The sequence below is a fragment of the Mesorhizobium sp. M2A.F.Ca.ET.067.02.1.1 genome (assembly GCF_004023285.1).
GTDB lineage: Bacteria > Pseudomonadota > Alphaproteobacteria > Rhizobiales > Rhizobiaceae > Mesorhizobium.
Map to the genome: position 1 here is coordinate 1 of NZ_RZSB01000058.1, position 15099 is coordinate 15099.

Consider the following 15099-nt stretch of genomic DNA (forward strand, 5'->3'; position numbering starts at 1 on the left):
GGCAATGCCGGCGCCTTCAACGGCAACTTCAACGGCCGGGGGAATCGCTGATGACCGGCCTGAAATCATCCCGGCCCGCCCGGCCCCGCGAGCGCCGGGCGGCGGCGAAGCTGCTTGATGGCAACGGCCTCGCGCTCGGCACCCTGCTTGCCGCGTTGCTGGCCTCCGATGCCTCGACGTTGGTCAGGATTGCCGATCTTCCAATCGGCGCCGGTGTCGCCAACGGCCTTGGCAATACCGGAAATTTCAATGGCCTTGGCAGCACCGGAAATTTTAACGGCAATGGGAATACCGGCAACTTCAACGGCAACGGCAACAGCGGCAATTTCAACGGCAACGGCAATGCCGGGAGCTTCAGCGGCAATTTCAATGGCGGCAGCTTCAACGGCAACGCCAATTGCGGCAACGGCCACGGCAACGGCTACGCGTCCGACGGCAACGGCAACGGCACGGGAGCAGCCGGCAATCCGGACCTCTGCGGGTTCTTGAAGGAGCTGAACGGCCGGCTGGGACTAGCGCCCGGCACGATTCCGGATTTCGACTAGAGGGCATCGTCCGTACGGGCGACGTACGGCTATCCGGAGTTGCTCAGGCTACCACGTCGACTATCGTGGTCAGGAAGCCGGCGAGGTCGTCGGTGACGAAATCGACGTCGTCATCATTCGCCGGGTCGCGTTCCCAGATCTCCGAGAAGGTCGGTTCGAAATTGCGCGGCACCACCAGCACGGTCGTCATGCCGAGCGATTTCGGCACGGCCAGATTGCGCGCCAGGTCCTCGAACATCACCGCATTGTGCCCGGTCACCGAGTGCAATTCGGCGAAGCGTTCATAAGTCTGGCGCTCCGGCTTGGGGTTCAGCCCCGCCGCGACGATGTCGAAGATGGCGTCGAAATGCTCCAATATGCCGAGCTGGCGCGCGGTGCGCTCGGCATGCCTGCGGTCGCCATTGGTGAAGATGAATTTGCGTCCGGGAAGCTGGCGGATCGCCGCGCCCAGCACCGGATCCGGCACCAGCCTCGAATAGTCGATATCGTGTACCTTCTCGAGAAAATCGTCGGGATCGATGCCGTGCCGCTTCATCAGCCCGGACAGCGTCGTGCCATATTCCAGGTAGAGTTCCTTCTGCAGCTTGCGCGCGTCGTCGCGCGAAAGCGTCAGCAGCTCGCCGACATAGGCGGTCATCTTCACATCGATCTGCGCGAACAGGTTCGAGTGATGCGGATAAAGCGTGTTGTCGAGGTCGAACACCCAGTCCGTGACATGGGCAAAGCGGGAGGGATCGGGTGTCATTGTCATGGTTTCTTATGGCATGCCGGCGCTGAAGTTATCCACAACTTATGCGCGTCACGAAGTGTGAAAATGGCGTCTCGCTTCAAATTTTAAAAGTTCCGGAAAGGTCGCCTTCAGCGCTTGCTGGCACAGAGGCTATCCCTTGGGAGCAAGTGATGAGCCGCATATTTCTAAAGGCCGCTACCGTAGCATTCGCTTCGGTCGCCGTCTCGCTGTTGTTGACGCTGATTGTGGTTCCGGCAATCGGCTTCCCGATGAGCCGCACGATCTGGCTGGCATCGACGCTATGCCCGCTCGTGCTCGCCTGGGCCGCCAGCGCGGGCAGCTTCTGGCACAGCGACCGGTTGCAGAACGCGCATCGCGAACTTGCCCGCGCCCACGCGCAACTCGCCGCGGCGCACAGGCGCCTCTCCGAAAAGGCAAGCCGCGACGACATGACCGGCATGCTCAATCGCGAAACCTTCTTTGCCGCGCTCGATGGGTCGCGGCGCAAGAGCGATCGTGGCGCGCTGCTCATCATCGACGCCGATCACTTCAAGAGGATCAATGACAGCTACGGTCATCTGACGGGGGACGAAGCGCTGCTTCTGATCGCCGGCGCCATCGAGCGTGGTGTGCGCAACGGCGACGTGCTCGGCCGCATCGGCGGCGAGGAGTTCGCGGCTTTCCTGATCGGCGCCGGCGAGCGTGAGGCCAAGCATGTCGCCGAACGCATCCGCCGCGAGGTCGAGCTGATCCGTTTCCGCCCTAGCGACGGGCGCACCGTGCCGCTCACGGTCTCGATCGGCGGCATAAGCTGCGGCGAAGGTGCAACCGTTTCCGATTTGATGCGCGCGGCCGACCGCAGGCTCTACGAGGCGAAGAACCGCGGCCGCAACCTTACGATACTCGACCGCGAGCTTCCCGAAGCGGCTTGAAACATCGCGGCGGGCGTCATGCATGTCGCCCAAAAGTGCGAAGCAGTTTTGGGGCACGACATGCATCGAAACAAAACTCCTAAAGCGCGGCGCCTGAACCGCTCCAGTGCGCCGCGCTTTAGGAAAACCCTAACCATGTCCATATTCAACCGCGCTAAACTTCTGGGTGTAACGCCGTCTTCACCCCGGTTTGGCACGAAATTGGCCTCCTCGGCGGCATGTGTGCCGTTCAGGAACGGCATGCGTGGATCGAGCCCCCTATCGAGAGACGTGTCATGAGCAGGTTCATAAGAAAAATGTCGCGCCGCGCGCTCGTGCAGGCGTTGATCGCGTTGCCGGCACTGTCGCTGTTCCGCAACCAGCCGGCCCCTGCCAATCCTGACGAGATCGACCGCGACGAAATCGTCGAGATCAACGGATGGATCCTGCGGCGGAGCGACCTCGGATGATCTTCGACAGCTACGAAGCCTATAAGCAGGCCGGCTTCAAACCCAAGGCCTGCATCCTCGGCTCCGGGCCAGCCGGCACCACGATCGCCAGGAAGCTGGGCGCCGCCGGCATCCCGGTCGTTGTCCTGGAGGCGGGCTCGCGCGAGTTCAGCGACGAGTCGCAGGATTTCTACCGCGGCAAGACGGTTGGCGATTTCTACTTCGACCTCGACATCACCAGGCTGCGTTTCATGGGCGGCTCGTCCAATCACTGGGCCGGCTGGTGCCGCGTGCTCGATAGCCAAGACTTCGAGCCCAAGGCCTGGGCGCCGGACACTGGCTGGCCGATCAGCCGCGCCGACATTGAGCCCTATCTTGGCGAGGTCCACGACATCCTCGAGCTTCCCGACTTCCGGCCCGACGTGCCGGTTTCGGAGGACATATGCTGGGTGCAATTGATCAAGAGTCCTGCGGTTCGCTTCGGCGAGAAATTCGCCGACGAGCTCGACCGGAGCAAAAACATCGCCGTCGTGCTCAACACCTATGCGACCGAGCTTACCGGCGATGGCAAGCGCGTCACCGGCGCGAAGCTGTGGTCGAACGGCCAGGTCGCCGGCGCCTTCTCGGCGGACTATTTCGTCACCTGCACCGGCGGGCTGGAGAATTCGCGGCTGCTATTGTGGTCGAATGAGCGTTCGAATGGCGGCGTGGTGCCCAACGCGGCGGCGCTCGGCCGCTACTGGATGGAGCATCCGACCTTCGAGGGCGGCAACGCCATCCTCGCCAGCTATTCGGAGTTCGAGGTCGATGCCTCGAACGAAGCCTTCTTCTCGCCGACGCTTGCCGCGATGGAGCGGCTGCAGATCATGAATTTCGGCATCCGCCTGATCGAGAGCCCCTATCCCAATGTCAAGAAGCTGATCGCCGACCTCGCCTGCACCGCGCCGAACATGGCGGAGTGGATGTCGTCTCAGCTCGACCAGCGGCTGCGCTGCGCCGCCCAGCTCTACGTCGCCTGGGAGCAGGCGCCGCTCGCTTCGAACCAGGTCGAGCTGTCGAAGACCGATGTCGACCACGCCGGCGTGCCGCGCATCGAACTGCACTGGAAGAAGTCGCCGCTCGAGCGCCGCACCCTGCTCGAGGGGCTGAAGCTCTTCGGCACGACGCTGGCGCAGAAGAATCTCGGCCGCGTCCGCATCGACGACTGGATCAGCAACGGCGGCGATTACCCGACCAACGAGGAGACCGCCGGCCACCATCATATGGGCGGGACCCGCATGGGCACCGATGTCTTCAAGAGCGTCGTCGACGCCAATTGCAAGGTGCACGGCATGGACAATCTCTATGTCGGCGGCTCCTCGGTGTTCTGCACGTCGGGCCAGTGCAACCCGACGACGACCATCACCGCGCTCGCCTGCCGCCTGGGCGAGCACCTCGGCAAGCTGATCGCCGTCTGATCTCCGAAACGCCGGCGGCGCCGGCGCCTGGTGTGGCAACCGGCGCCGCCTGGGCGCTTTTGGCGAAATTGCGACCGCGTTCAAAGGCCGTAGACGGCAATGCGCACCAGCACGGCCGCGGCGGCCAGCGCCACCAGCCGGCGTTGCCGTCATGCGCTGGCAGGACGCCACCCAGGCTTATGACGAGGCGGTGGGCGCGCGGCTGGGCCTGATCGCGGCCGAGCGGCATTGTCTGGGCCTGCTCTATGCTGGACCGCAATCGGCGGGCGCCGTGGCGGCGGCGACCGGACTGACGCCGGCCGCCGTCACTGCATTGATCGACCGGCTGGAGGCGCGCGGCTACGTCACCCGGGCCCGCAGCCTCGAGGACAGGCGCAAGGTGGTGATCGAGGCGACCGAGCTGACCAGGGAATTGTCGGAGCGCTATTACGGCACGATCGCGCGGGAGGGGGAGAAGTTGGTGGCGAGCTTCAGCGATGCGGAGCTCGCGACCGTGCTGCGCTTCATCAATGCCGCGCTGGACCTGCAGAGCGAGCAGTTGGCCAGGATCAAGGCCGAGCCCAATAAGGCTTAGACATCCGCAAGACAAAGCGGCTCAGCTGCCTCTCGGCAACTGAACCGCCCTGAATGTCGGTTGGGCGAAAACCGACCTCAGAACAATTCCAGGAAAAGCGCTGCCCAGTTTTCCGTCCGGAGTTGCGTAAAAAGCTCAGACCATCGACGGGTCGAGCGCCGGCCGGCCTTTGAACCGCGCCACGATGCCGGCAAGGTCTCCATTAGCGAAGGCATCGCGCAGCGCATCGAAGGACGGCAGCACGAAATAGGCGCGCTGAAACTTGTCGATCTCGTAGCCGGTGCGCATCACCGTCTCGAGGTCGAACCGCACATGGTGGGCGTCCTTGCTCTCGACCGCGAATTGCAGCTCGGTGAAGGACGACATCAAGCCGGCGCCGAACGCCTTCACGGGCTGGCCGGGTTCCTGGATGAGGCCGTATTCGGCGCTGTACCAGTAAAGCCTGGTGATCATCTCGTCGCCGCCGAGCGCGATCATGTCCTCCGCCTTCTCACCATACATCTGCATGAAATCGGCAAACACCGGCTGGGTCAGGATCGGCACATGGCCGAAGAAATCGTGGAACATGTCCGGTTCGACGATATAGTCGAGCTCCTTCTTCGTCCGCAGCCAGTTGGTGACCGGGAAGCGCCGGTTGGCGAGATGGTCGAAGAAGGGGCCGGCCGGAATGAGGCCGGGCACAGCGACGATCTCCCAACCGGTCAGCTTGCTGAGCTTTTCGCTCACCGCGTCGAAATCGGGAATCCTGTCGAGCAGCCCGAGCGCGGCGACGCCGTCCAGATAGGAACGGTGCGCGAGCTTCTGGGTAAGCTTCGTCTGGCGGTCGCACAGCGTGCGCCACACCGCCTGTTCCTCGGCGGAGTAGTCGTAGCCTTGCGCCACCGTGAAATCGCCGCGGCAGACCGAATAGTCGCCGCGAAGGCCCTGCGCCGCGCATTCGGCGGCGTAATCGGCAACGCTGATCGTCATCGTTTCCTCCTCTCAGATCGTGATCCGTGGATCGTGAAGCGGAGTTTAGAGGCGGCTGATGAGGCAAATCCGCCTTGTTTGTAGCTTGCCGGAGGATTTTGAGGTAAAATCACTCCAATCAACGAGAGATCGAGAAGTCATGCCTCAATTCGACGAATTTGAGATAAGGATGCTCGACATCCTGCAGCGCGACGGCCGCAAGCCCGTGTCGGAGCTGGCGCAGGAGATCGGACTGTCGACAACGCCTTGCGCGCGCCGCTTCGAGGCGTTGCAGGAAACCGGCATCATCAAGGGCTTTGCCGCCGTGCTCAGCCGCCGCGCCGTCGGCCTGACCGTCGAGGTGTTCATCCAGGTGCGGCTGGTCAGCCACAGCGACGGCTCACCTGAGAGCTTCATCGCGGCTGTGCAGCGTATGGACGAGGTGTCGTCCTGCTGGACGATGACCGGCGACCACGATTTCCTGCTGCATGTCATGGTGCCGTCGGTGGACGATTTGAACGCCTTCGTCATGCACCGGCTGATGCGGTTGCCCGGTGTGCGCGACGTCCACACCCAACTGGTGCTGCAGAACATCAAGGGCCCTGGCCACGTGCCGCTCAGCCATCTGCGGAAATGACCGTTCACCGGGGCGAATTTCTCCGGAAAAGCTGCGGGGAAACTGCTGAACCGCGCCAAGGTGGCTTCGGCATCGGCAATTAGCACAAGCGGACCAACATGGAGGTCCGCCTTGAACATCGTGCTGATCAACCCGCCGCATACCGCAATCGGCAGCCGCGTGCCCGACGACCATCTGCCGCCGCTCGGGCTGCTGGCGATCGGCGGCCCGCTGATCGATTCCGGCCACCAGGTTCGCCTCGTCGATGCCGAGTTTGGGCCGATGTCGCTTGCGGTGCTGGTCGATGATGCTCTTTGTGGCGATCCGGATCTCATCCTGATCGGCCATTCCGGCTCGACCTCGGCGCATCCGACCGCCTTGAAGATTGCCGAAATGATCAAGGCGCGCGCTCCGGGCGTCATCGTCATCTATGGCGGCGTGTTTCCGACCTATCACTGGCGCGACATCCTGACCGCGACCGATGTCTTCGACTTCATCGTGCGCGGCGAGGGCGAGGCGACCGCGACGGCGCTGGTCGAGGCAATCGAGATGCGCCAGCCGGTGGGAAGTGTCGCCGGCATCGCCTATCGCGACGATCTCGGCCGCCCGGTCGCGACGCAGGCGGCAATGACCATTGCCGACCTCGATGCCTGGCGCGTCGGCTGGGAGCTGATCGATCATCGCCGCTATTCCTATTGGGGCGGCAAGCGCGCGGTGGTCATGCAGTTCTCGCGCGGTTGCCCGCATCTGTGCAACTATTGCGGCCAGCGCGGCTTCTGGACCCGCTGGCGCCATCGCGACCCGGTCAAATTCGCCAGGGAGATCGCCTGGCTGCATCGCGAGCACGGCGTCGAGCTGGTGAATCTGGCGGATGAGAATCCGACCTCCTCGAAGAAGGCCTGGCGCGCCTTTTTGCACGCCATGATCGCCGAGAACGTGCCGGTGCTGATCGTCGGCTCGACCCGCGCCGACGACATCGTGCGCGACGCCGATATCCTGCACCTTTACCGCAAGGCCGGTGTCATCCGCTGGCTGCTCGGCATGGAAAACACCGACGAGGCGACGCTGTCGTTGATCCGCAAGGGAGGCAGCACCAAGTCCGATCGCGAAGCGATCCGGCTGCTTCGCCGGCACGGGATATTGTCGATGGCGACCTGGGTCGCCGGCTTCGAGGACGAGACGCTTAGCGATCTGTGGCGCGGCTTCCGCCAGCTCATCGCCTATGATCCCGACCAGATCCAGGCGCTCTATGTCACGCCGCATCGCTGGACGCCATTCTTCCGCGTCGCTGCCGATCGCAAGGTGATCCAGAAGGACGTGCGCCTCTGGGATTACAAGCATCAGGTGCTGGCGATGACCCGGCTGAAACCGTGGATGCTGTTCTTCGCCGTCAAGCTCATCGAGGTCGCCGTGCAGTCACGGCCGAAGGCGCTGGCGCGCATCCTCTTCCACCCCGATCCGGAGCAGCGGCATTCGATGCGCTGGTACACCAAGATGGGCCGCCGCGTCTGGTTCCGCGAGGTGTGGGGTTTTCTCGCCCGTGATCGCCGGGTCACGGACGGCCCGACGCTCGCCGAATTCTGGGGCGCGCCGCAGGACGCCGAGGAGGAATCGATGATCGTCCGGCGTCCGGTGAGAAAGCCGGCCGCAATTATCGAAGACCAGAGAAGATTAGCTGGCTAAAGGCAAGTTCACCGTTTGCAGAAACAACGAACTCGCGCGCTCTTTACGGAACGATCAGCGTGCCGGCGCCGTGCTCGGTGAAGAGCTCCAGCAGCACCGAATGCGGCGTCTTGCCGTTGAGGATGACGACGCCCTCGACGCCGCGCTCGATCGCCTCGATGCAGGTCTCGACCTTCGGGATCATGCCGCCCGACACCGTGCCGTCCTTGATCAGCGCCTTGGCTTCGGCGACCGTCAGCTCGTCGATCAGCTTCTTGTTCTTGTCGAGCACGCCCGGCACGTCGGTGAGGAACAAGAGGCGCGAGGCGCGGCAGGCGCCGGCGATGGCGCCTGCAAACGTGTCGGCATTGATGTTGTAGGTGTGGCCGTCGCGGCCGGGCGCCACCGGCGCCAGCACCGGGATCATCTCCGAGCGGGCAAGCAGATCGAGCAGCGTGCGGTCGACCTCGACCGGCTCGCCGACGAAGCCGAGATCCAGCACCCGCTCGATGTTGGAGTCGGGGTCGATCATGGTCTTGCGCGCCTTTTCGGCGAACACCATGTTGCCGTCCTTGCCGCAAAGCCCGATCGCCCACTCGCCCTCGGCGTTGATCAGCGCCACGATCTCCTTGTTGATCGAACCCGCCAGCACCATCTCGACGATCTCGACCGTCTTCTGGTCGGTGACGCGCAAGCCCCCCTCGAACTTGGATTCGATGCCCATCTTGGTCAGCATCGCGCCGATCTGCGGCCCGCCGCCATGCACGACGATCGGGTTGACGCCGGACTGTTTCAAGAGCGCGATGTCGCGGGCGAACGCCTTCCCGAGCTCATGGTCTCCCATGGCATGGCCGCCATATTTCACCACCACCGTCTTGTTCTCATAGCGCTGCATGTAAGGCAGCGCGCGCGAGAGCAGCGCGGCCTGCATTTCGGCGTTGGCGGCGACGTCCGTCATCGGTATCGATCCCAGCTGAGCATGTCTCCCGAAAGTGGGTGCCGGTTTCGGGAGACATGCTTGAAATCAGAGTTAAGCTTGATTGGCGGCCTCTTAGCGGGAATTGCCGCAGGCCGCAAACGGCTTTGCGGTCACAATAACGAAATCTGCCAATTCCCCGGCACAGGGATTTTGACCGTTCGGCCATCTCTGCGTTGGCAGGCGGCATGCGGTTGAGATTGGCCGAAACGCCTAACCCGGTCGTCATCCACGGGCGGAGCAAGGAGCGAAGCGACGCGCGCAGACCCGAGGATCCATGCCGCGACATGCGGGCATCGCAACGGTGCAGAATTTTGCTCCGCTGCACCCTTCGATCAGGGTCACGGAATGGATTCCAGTGTCTCCGGGACGGCGCTGCGCGGCTACTCCGCCCTGAAATAACGAGGTTGGAAGGTTTCAGCCGATCTCCAGCTAGCGACGCCCGATTCGTGAGATGCGTCGGGCCGGCCCGCGCCTGCTGGTGCGCACCGCTTCCGCGCCCGTTGCAATTAGATTGCAATCTTCTAATTTGCCGGCATGGCGCCGCAGGACATCAGCAAGCTGATCGTCCGGACTTCGATGAAGGACCGGGCCGCGTTCGATCTGCTCTACAAGCAGACGAGCGCGAAACTTTTCGGTGTCTGCCTGCGTATCTTGAGGGACAGGGGAGAGGCGGAAGAAGCGCTGCAGGAGGTCTTCGTCAAGATATGGACGAAGGCGGACCGCTTCGCGGTTTCCGATCTGAGCCCGATTTCCTGGCTGGTGGCCATCGCGCGCAACCATGCGATCGATCGCATCCGGGCGCGGCGCAGTCCTTCCGCCAATATCGACGCAGCTCTCGACGTCGCCGATCCGACGCCGGGACCCGAGGCGATGGCCGTGGCGGGAGGCGAGGCCGAACGCATCCACCATTGCCTCGACGAACTTGAACAAGACCGGGCGGCGGCCGTCCGGGGCGCCTATTTGAGCGGCGAAAGCTATGCCGAGCTGGCGGAGCGCTTCAAGGTTCCGCTGAACACGATGCGGACCTGGCTGCGGCGAAGCCTGCTCAGACTGAGGGAATGCCTGGAGAGATGACGCTGGCGGAAGACAACGGATCGGGACGTGGAGGCGACGACCTGCTCGCCGCCGAATACGTTCTCGGCGTTCTGCCGACCGACGAACGGCAGATCGCGTCCCGTCGCATCGACACCGAGACGGCGTTCGCCCGGCTGGTCGATGCCTGGGAGGTCCACTTCGCGCCACTGGCCGCCGCCTATGCTGCAGTCGAGCCGCCGGCTTCCGTCAAGGTAGCGATCGACCGGCGCCTCTTCACGTCATCCGCCTCCACGTCCGGTGCGCCGAGTGGCCGCCTGTGGACCAGCCTGGCCTTCTGGCGCGGCCTCGCCGCCGCGGCCATTGCCGCCCTCGCTGTCTATGCCGTCCTGCCTTACGTCAATCCGCCGGTTCAGCCGCCCGGGACCAGGCTGGTCGCGTCTCTGTCCGCCGACAACAGCAACGTCAAATACCTTGCCGTCTATGATGCCGCCCGTCATGAGGTCGGCCTGTCGCTGGTCTCCGGCGATCGCGGCGCCGGCAAGGACTTCGAGCTGTGGATGATCGAAGGCAAGAACGCGCCGGTCTCGATGGGCGTCATCCCGGCCGGCCAGACTGCGCGCATGGCCGTAGCACCGGCTGTCCAGCAGAAGCTCGCGCAAGGCGCCGTGCTCGCCGTCAGCCTCGAGCCTTCGGGCGGTTCGCCGACCGGCCAGCCGACCGGTCCCGTTGTCGCCGCGGGCGACCTGAAGGGCATCTGACCGCCACTTCGGCATAATCACGCCGATAAAGAACAGCCGACGTCAATCTTCTTCATGCCGAAGGCGGGGAAAGTCTGCTGCCGTCATGAGCGGCGCGCATGAAATAAATCGCACGAAGAAAAAATCTTGCAACGGCCGTGAAACTAGATTTTCGGCGCACCCGTATCTCTTCGCGTTCCCAAGGATGGGAAAAACAACCCGAGGAGACTGACACAATGCGTAAACTCGCCACCCTTTTGCTCGCCTCTACGCTCGGCCTTTCCGCGCTCGGCGCCATTGCTTATGCCAACCCGATGGTCGGCGGCGCGCCGATGTATGCCAAGAAGAACATCATCGAGAACGCTGTCAATTCGAAGGACCACACCACGCTGGTCGCCGCGGTTAAGGCCGCCGGCCTCGTCGACACGCTGCAGGGCGCCGGTCCGTTCACTGTCTTCGCGCCGACCAACGAAGCCTTCGCGGCACTGCCCGCCGGCACGGTCGATACGCTGCTCAAGCCCGAGAACAAGGACAAACTGACCAAGGTGCTGACCTGCCATGTCGTCGCCGCCAAGGCGCTGGCGGCAGATGTCGCCAAGATGGCGAAGGCCGATGGCGGCGCCCACCAGGTCAAGACGGTCGGCGGCTGCGAGCTGACGCTGAAGGCGGAGAAGGGCAAGGTCACCGTCACGGACGAGAACGGCAACGTCGCCCACGTCACCATTGCCGATGTCCGCCAGTCGAACGGCGTCATTCATGTCATCGACAAGGTTCTGTTGCCCAAGATGTAACAAAGCGGGCCGAAGATGTAACAAAGCGGACCTGGCCGGCGAAGACATGGCTGAGCGCCGGCCGCGACACCCAAGATCCGCGCCGCCGGCAAGGGTGTGCTCCGCGCCGTCCCGCAAGGGCGGCGCGGAGCTGCATGCTCAACAATAACGGATGGGGCGTCACCGGCTTTTGATTTCCGGGCCGGGCTCTATCTTGGCAAAATGCGTCAGGAGAAACGGCCATGAACCGTCGCGATTTTCTCTGGAGCGGGGCTGCCGCCACAGCTCTCATCGTCGGATCCGCAGCGATGCTGCGCGCCGGGGGACCGAAGCCCGCTCTCGCCGCCGAGACCTTCGAGGTCACCAAGACCGACGCGGAATGGCATGCCATCCTTTCCGACGCCGCCTTCGACGTGCTGCGCAAGCAGGGCACGGAATATCCCGGCACCAGCCCGCTGCTCAACGAGCACCGCAAGGGCATCTTCGCCTGCGCCGGCTGTGACCTGCCGGTCTATTCGTCGGAGACGAAATTCGATTCCGGCACCGGCTGGCCGAGCTTCTGGCAGGAGATCGCCAACGCCATCGGCAAGACCGAGGACCGGTCGCTCGGCATGACGCGCACCGAGGTGCATTGCCGGCGCTGCGGCGGCCATCTCGGCCATGTCTTCGACGACGGCCCGCCGCCCACCGGCCTGCGTCACTGCATCAACGGCGTGGCGCTAAGCTTCAAGCCGGCCGCTGCCTGAGGTGTGTTGATATTCAGGTGAGGCCGGCCTGCAAATGGCGGTCTCTTGCGCTTCCGGTGCTCACGTACTTCAAGTACGCTCCGCTCCATTTTCGACTCGGCCTGACCTGAATCTCGACAGTCCTTTGGCGAAAGTCGCTTCAATTGACTTTTACGTAAATGCCGTGCGAGGCTGCCGCGGGGTCAGGTGCCGATTCCGGCGCTGCATGGGTATCACAGTAGGGAAGGGCGACGCTGAACGTGGCGATGCCTTGGCTTGGGAGTGGGAATGCGGGAATATTACACGATCACCGAGCTGACACGGGAGTTCGACGTGTCGACGCGGACGTTGCGTTTTTACGAGGACGAAGGGCTGGTGCAGCCGGTGAGACGCGGCCGCACGCGGCTATTCCGGCCGTCCGACCGGCATCTCATCCGTCAGATCATGCGGGGAAAAAGGCTCGGCTTCTCGATCAACGAGATCCGCGAGATCATCCAGATGTACAAGGAGCCGCCCGGCGAGGTCGGCCAGCTAAAGCTGATGATCCGGCGTATCGAGGAAAAGCGCGAGGATCTGCGCCAGAAGCGGCGCGACCTGGAAGAGACGTTGGCCGAGCTCGACCAGGCCGAGGAATCCTGCGTGGAGCGGCTGGCTGAACTGGGTGTGAATACGTAGGCATGGCTGCCGATGGCGGTTGGCTGGGCCTTCTGAATTCGTCATCCTAGGGCGGAGCAAGGAGCGAAGCGACGCGCGCAGACCCTAGGATCCATGCCGTGACGCTAAGGCGTGCAACGATTGCAGAATTCTGCGCCGTTGCGCTCTATGACGGAGGTCACGGCGATGGATCCTCGGGTCAAGCCCGAGGATGACGACGTCCCGAACGCTCAGGCTAATCGCCAGGCCACTCAACCTCAAATCCAGCGCCGGACCCGCTTGGCATAGTCCCGATATTTCTTGCCGAACTTCGCCGCCAGGATCTTTTCCTCCTTCTCGATCGCCAGCTTCTGCGTCGCGAAGGCGGCGAGGAAGGCGAAGATCAGGAACCAGGCGATGCCGGTGATGAAGGCGACGCCGATCAAGAGCAGCGTGTTGGCGAGATACATCGGGTTGCGGGTAATGCCGAAAGGACCCGACGTCACCAGGTGGTCGGGCTCGGCATTGGGGTCGAGCGTCGTCCTGGCCTTGAACATGGCGCGGATGGCCGTGATCCAGAGCATGGCGACGCCGAACAGTGCCACCCAGCCGACGCCGAACAGGAGATCGCCAAAAATGTCGCCGATCCAGGGCAGCGGATAGAGCATGCCGAGGACGACGCTCGCTGCGATCGCCACGACATAGATTATCGGCGGCCAGGGAATGATCCCGTGTCTGGGCTTTGCGATGCCCGTCATTGCTGCCCTCCCTGCATCTGGTCCTCGGTCGCGGCGGTGCAGGTTTCCGCAAGATCGGACAGGTGCGATTTCCAGACGCTGGACTGGTCGTTGGCGTAGAGCTTGTCGAGAGACCCTTCGCCCTTCAGCGTGTCCAGCATGCAGCCACAATAGCTCGTACAGAACTTGCTGTCGCGCTGCTGTTCGCACTGCGCCTGGCAAGCCGGCAGGAAACCGGCCTCCTTGTCCTGGGGGGCGGCGGGCATGACTTGCGAGAACAGCCAGACCGAGCCGAACAGAAGCGGCTGATGGATGAGGTAGAAGGCGAGGCTGTGGCGGCCGATGAAGGTCAGCGGGTTCGACCAGCGGCCCGGTATCCATGTCCCCAGCCGGGCAAGCAGGCCTGTGACGGAAGCCAGCTCGACCGCGGCGATGCCGGCAAGCACTGCGCCGAACCAGGGAAAGAGCGGCACATAGTCGTTGGAACGCGGGTTTGTGGCGGAGAGGCCGACCCACCACAGCGCCGGATGATCGAAGAATTCCGACCGCAGATAGTAGGGAGCTGCGATGACAGCGGCAGCGACGATTGCCGTCAGCAGCCAGGGCAGCCTGAGAAAGGCGAGGCCGAGCAGGCTTGCGAGCGCGATCTCGTGCAGGATGCCGAAGAAGATGAAACCGTCCGGCGTGACGAAATAAGTGACTGCCGAAATGGCGATCGCCGCCACGGCGACCATGGCGAAGCGCTTCCAGAAGCCTGGCCAGCGGATCTGGCGGCCATGGGCGAGGAAGAGACTGACGCCGACCAGGAACAGGAAGGTCGAGGCGATGCAGCGCGCATAGAATTTCCACCAGCCGAATGCGGTCAAAGCGGGCGCGGTATAGCCGAAATTCTCAAGATCCCAGGTGAAGTGGTAGCTCGCCATCGCGATCAGCGCGACGCCGCGCAGGATGTCGAAGGCGGCGATACGGCCCTGCTTGGTCGCGTCCTGAACGGGTTCGCTGGTCGTTTGAAGGCTCATCGTCAGGCAATCCGATTCAGTCGTGCCAAACGACTATCACGGTTCAAGCCGACGACAGAAGCAGGCGCCACCAATGCGTTTCATGGCAGCCATGAAATTTCGCTTTAGGCCAGCGGCGGAAAGCCTTTGGCAGGCTTCGCTTTTCGGCCTCCGGGGGTCGGTTTCCTGCTACTGGTCGGCTGCTGGTCCGGCCAGATTTGGGGAGCGATTCACGTCCCGGAGGGCCGATGTCCACCCATGTGCGCCATCCGATCTGGCTTCCGGCCCTGCGGCCGGCGGATGCGCGCACCTTCGCCTCGCTCTATGCGATGGAATCCTTCGCCCGCGCCACGATCTCCAGCGTGATCCCGATCCAAGCCTACGAGATCCTGCACAATGAGCGGATCGTCTCGATCCTCTACACCATCGTGTCGCTGATGGGCCTTTCGGTGACGCTGTTCATGCCGATGCTGATCCGCCGCTTCGCGCGGCGATGGGTCTACACGGCCGGCTGCGTGCTGCTGTCGATCGGCTCCGCCTTCTTCGTCACCCACACGCTGCCAGGACAGCTCCCCGGCATGCTCTGCCGCGTC

At 63.5% G+C, this 15099-nt stretch carries 17 protein-coding genes and 1 pseudogene; 13 read left to right on the plus strand and 5 right to left on the minus strand.

Going from position 1 to position 15099, the window contains the following annotated elements; all coding sequences use genetic code 11:
* Positions 1–50 precede the first annotated feature (50 nt).
* Positions 51–545 carry a hypothetical protein gene (locus tag EOA28_RS38705; protein WP_189341972.1) on the plus strand — a complete coding sequence of 165 codons (495 nt, stop codon included), beginning with the start codon at positions 51–53 and terminating at the stop codon, positions 543–545.
* 43 nt (positions 546–588) lie between these two features.
* Here the strand turns inward: EOA28_RS38705 and EOA28_RS07700 are convergent, their stop codons facing one another.
* On the minus strand, positions 589–1296 hold the full coding sequence (locus EOA28_RS07700) for a pyrimidine 5'-nucleotidase (protein WP_128314777.1): 708 nt from the start codon (positions 1294–1296) through the stop codon (positions 589–591).
* A gap of 149 nt (positions 1297–1445) precedes the next feature.
* Here EOA28_RS07700 and EOA28_RS07705 point away from each other — a divergent pair, with 149 nt between their 5' ends.
* From EOA28_RS07705 to EOA28_RS07715, 4 genes are all read left to right on the plus strand, one after another.
* Complete coding sequence (locus tag EOA28_RS07705; protein ID WP_127252742.1) at positions 1446–2207, plus strand: GGDEF domain-containing protein; 762 nt, start codon at positions 1446–1448, stop codon at positions 2205–2207.
* Positions 2208–2482: 275 nt separating this feature from the next.
* On the plus strand, positions 2483–2656 hold the full coding sequence (locus EOA28_RS38710; protein WP_189341973.1) for a hypothetical protein: 174 nt from the start codon (positions 2483–2485) through the stop codon (positions 2654–2656).
* Positions 2653–4092 carry a GMC family oxidoreductase gene (locus EOA28_RS07710; RefSeq protein WP_127252741.1) on the plus strand — a complete coding sequence of 480 codons (1440 nt, stop codon included), beginning with the start codon at positions 2653–2655 and terminating at the stop codon, positions 4090–4092. Before EOA28_RS38710 ends, EOA28_RS07710 begins: the two co-directional genes overlap by 4 nt.
* 151 nt (positions 4093–4243) lie before the next feature.
* Positions 4244–4666: a MarR family transcriptional regulator gene (locus EOA28_RS07715; RefSeq protein ID WP_127252740.1), complete on the plus strand. Its 423-nt coding sequence runs from the start codon at positions 4244–4246 to the stop codon at positions 4664–4666.
* Positions 4667–4801: 135 nt separating this feature from the next.
* Here EOA28_RS07715 and phhA read toward each other — a convergent pair whose 3' ends face one another.
* The gene (phhA, locus tag EOA28_RS07720; RefSeq protein ID WP_126080174.1) at positions 4802–5635 is read right to left on the minus strand and encodes a phenylalanine 4-monooxygenase; all 834 of its coding nucleotides are present in this window, start codon (positions 5633–5635) and stop codon (positions 4802–4804) included.
* A gap of 139 nt (positions 5636–5774) precedes the next feature.
* Here phhA and EOA28_RS07725 point away from each other — a divergent pair, with 139 nt between their 5' ends.
* Positions 5775–6251 (plus strand): Lrp/AsnC family transcriptional regulator, encoded by a 477-nt coding sequence (locus EOA28_RS07725; protein WP_126080175.1) that lies wholly within the window; start codon positions 5775–5777, stop codon positions 6249–6251.
* A gap of 111 nt (positions 6252–6362) precedes the next feature.
* Entirely contained in the window at positions 6363–7913 is a 1551-nt protein-coding gene (gene bchE, locus EOA28_RS07730; RefSeq protein ID WP_128314778.1) for a magnesium-protoporphyrin IX monomethyl ester anaerobic oxidative cyclase, read from the plus strand.
* 43 nt (positions 7914–7956) lie between these two features.
* Here the strand turns inward: bchE and argB are convergent, their stop codons facing one another.
* Positions 7957–8850, minus strand: a complete 894-nt coding sequence (argB, locus tag EOA28_RS07735) for an acetylglutamate kinase (protein WP_126063404.1) — start codon at positions 8848–8850, stop codon at positions 7957–7959.
* A gap of 555 nt (positions 8851–9405) precedes the next feature.
* On the opposite strand from argB, the gene EOA28_RS07740 reads away from it, so the two are divergent.
* The 5 genes from EOA28_RS07740 to EOA28_RS07760 all read left to right on the plus strand — a co-directional run bounded on the left by EOA28_RS07740 (position 9406) and on the right by EOA28_RS07760 (position 12813).
* Positions 9406–9945, plus strand: a complete 540-nt coding sequence (locus EOA28_RS07740; protein WP_127252738.1) for a sigma-70 family RNA polymerase sigma factor — start codon at positions 9406–9408, stop codon at positions 9943–9945.
* Entirely contained in the window at positions 9942–10664 is a 723-nt protein-coding gene (locus tag EOA28_RS07745) for an anti-sigma factor (RefSeq protein ID WP_127252737.1), read from the plus strand. The genes EOA28_RS07740 and EOA28_RS07745 overlap by 4 nt, the downstream gene beginning before the upstream one ends.
* 215 nt (positions 10665–10879) lie before the next feature.
* The gene (locus EOA28_RS07750) at positions 10880–11434 is read left to right on the plus strand and encodes a fasciclin domain-containing protein (RefSeq protein ID WP_127252736.1); all 555 of its coding nucleotides are present in this window, start codon (positions 10880–10882) and stop codon (positions 11432–11434) included.
* A gap of 221 nt (positions 11435–11655) precedes the next feature.
* Positions 11656–12159: a peptide-methionine (R)-S-oxide reductase MsrB gene (msrB, locus tag EOA28_RS07755; protein WP_127252735.1), complete on the plus strand. Its 504-nt coding sequence runs from the start codon at positions 11656–11658 to the stop codon at positions 12157–12159.
* A gap of 267 nt (positions 12160–12426) precedes the next feature.
* The gene (locus EOA28_RS07760; protein WP_095815511.1) at positions 12427–12813 is read left to right on the plus strand and encodes a MerR family DNA-binding transcriptional regulator; all 387 of its coding nucleotides are present in this window, start codon (positions 12427–12429) and stop codon (positions 12811–12813) included.
* A 236-nt stretch (positions 12814–13049) separates the two neighbouring features.
* Here EOA28_RS07760 and EOA28_RS07765 read toward each other — a convergent pair whose 3' ends face one another.
* Both EOA28_RS07765 and EOA28_RS07770 read right to left on the minus strand, forming a co-directional pair.
* Positions 13050–13529 (minus strand): isoprenylcysteine carboxylmethyltransferase family protein, encoded by a 480-nt coding sequence (locus EOA28_RS07765; protein WP_126082130.1) that lies wholly within the window; start codon positions 13527–13529, stop codon positions 13050–13052.
* Positions 13526–14527: a DUF1624 domain-containing protein gene (locus EOA28_RS07770; protein ID WP_126082131.1), complete on the minus strand. Its 1002-nt coding sequence runs from the start codon at positions 14525–14527 to the stop codon at positions 13526–13528. The genes EOA28_RS07765 and EOA28_RS07770 overlap by 4 nt, the downstream gene beginning before the upstream one ends.
* Positions 14528–14754: 227 nt before the next feature.
* Here EOA28_RS07770 and EOA28_RS07775 point away from each other — a divergent pair.
* Positions 14755–15099 (plus strand): annotated as a pseudogene (locus EOA28_RS07775) (MFS transporter); the annotation flags it as partial.

Bases quoted from the DNA above. Each gene is read 5' to 3' on its own strand.
- EOA28_RS07770 (WP_126082131.1), bottom strand. From the start codon at position 14,527: ATGAGCCTTCAAACGACCAGCGAACCCGTTCAGGACGCGACCAAGCAG.
- EOA28_RS07765 (WP_126082130.1), bottom strand. From the start codon at position 13,529: ATGACGGGCATCGCAAAGCCCAGACACGGGATCATTCCCTGGCCGCCG.
- EOA28_RS07750 (WP_127252736.1), top strand. From the start codon at position 10,880: ATGCGTAAACTCGCCACCCTTTTGCTCGCCTCTACGCTCGGCCTTTCC.
- EOA28_RS07715 (WP_127252740.1), top strand. From the start codon at position 4,244: ATGCGCTGGCAGGACGCCACCCAGGCTTATGACGAGGCGGTGGGCGCG.
- EOA28_RS07760 (WP_095815511.1), top strand. From the start codon at position 12,427: ATGCGGGAATATTACACGATCACCGAGCTGACACGGGAGTTCGACGTG.
- EOA28_RS07700 (WP_128314777.1), bottom strand. From the start codon at position 1,296: ATGACAATGACACCCGATCCCTCCCGCTTTGCCCATGTCACGGACTGG.
- EOA28_RS07725 (WP_126080175.1), top strand. From the start codon at position 5,775: ATGCCTCAATTCGACGAATTTGAGATAAGGATGCTCGACATCCTGCAG.
- EOA28_RS07740 (WP_127252738.1), top strand. From the start codon at position 9,406: ATGGCGCCGCAGGACATCAGCAAGCTGATCGTCCGGACTTCGATGAAG.
- argB (WP_126063404.1), bottom strand. From the start codon at position 8,850: ATGACGGACGTCGCCGCCAACGCCGAAATGCAGGCCGCGCTGCTCTCG.
- EOA28_RS07745 (WP_127252737.1), top strand. From the start codon at position 9,942: ATGACGCTGGCGGAAGACAACGGATCGGGACGTGGAGGCGACGACCTG.
- EOA28_RS38705 (WP_189341972.1), top strand. From the start codon at position 51: ATGACCGGCCTGAAATCATCCCGGCCCGCCCGGCCCCGCGAGCGCCGG.
- phhA (WP_126080174.1), bottom strand. From the start codon at position 5,635: ATGACGATCAGCGTTGCCGATTACGCCGCCGAATGCGCGGCGCAGGGC.
- EOA28_RS38710 (WP_189341973.1), top strand. From the start codon at position 2,483: ATGAGCAGGTTCATAAGAAAAATGTCGCGCCGCGCGCTCGTGCAGGCG.
- EOA28_RS07705 (WP_127252742.1), top strand. From the start codon at position 1,446: ATGAGCCGCATATTTCTAAAGGCCGCTACCGTAGCATTCGCTTCGGTC.
- EOA28_RS07710 (WP_127252741.1), top strand. From the start codon at position 2,653: ATGATCTTCGACAGCTACGAAGCCTATAAGCAGGCCGGCTTCAAACCC.
- msrB (WP_127252735.1), top strand. From the start codon at position 11,656: ATGAACCGTCGCGATTTTCTCTGGAGCGGGGCTGCCGCCACAGCTCTC.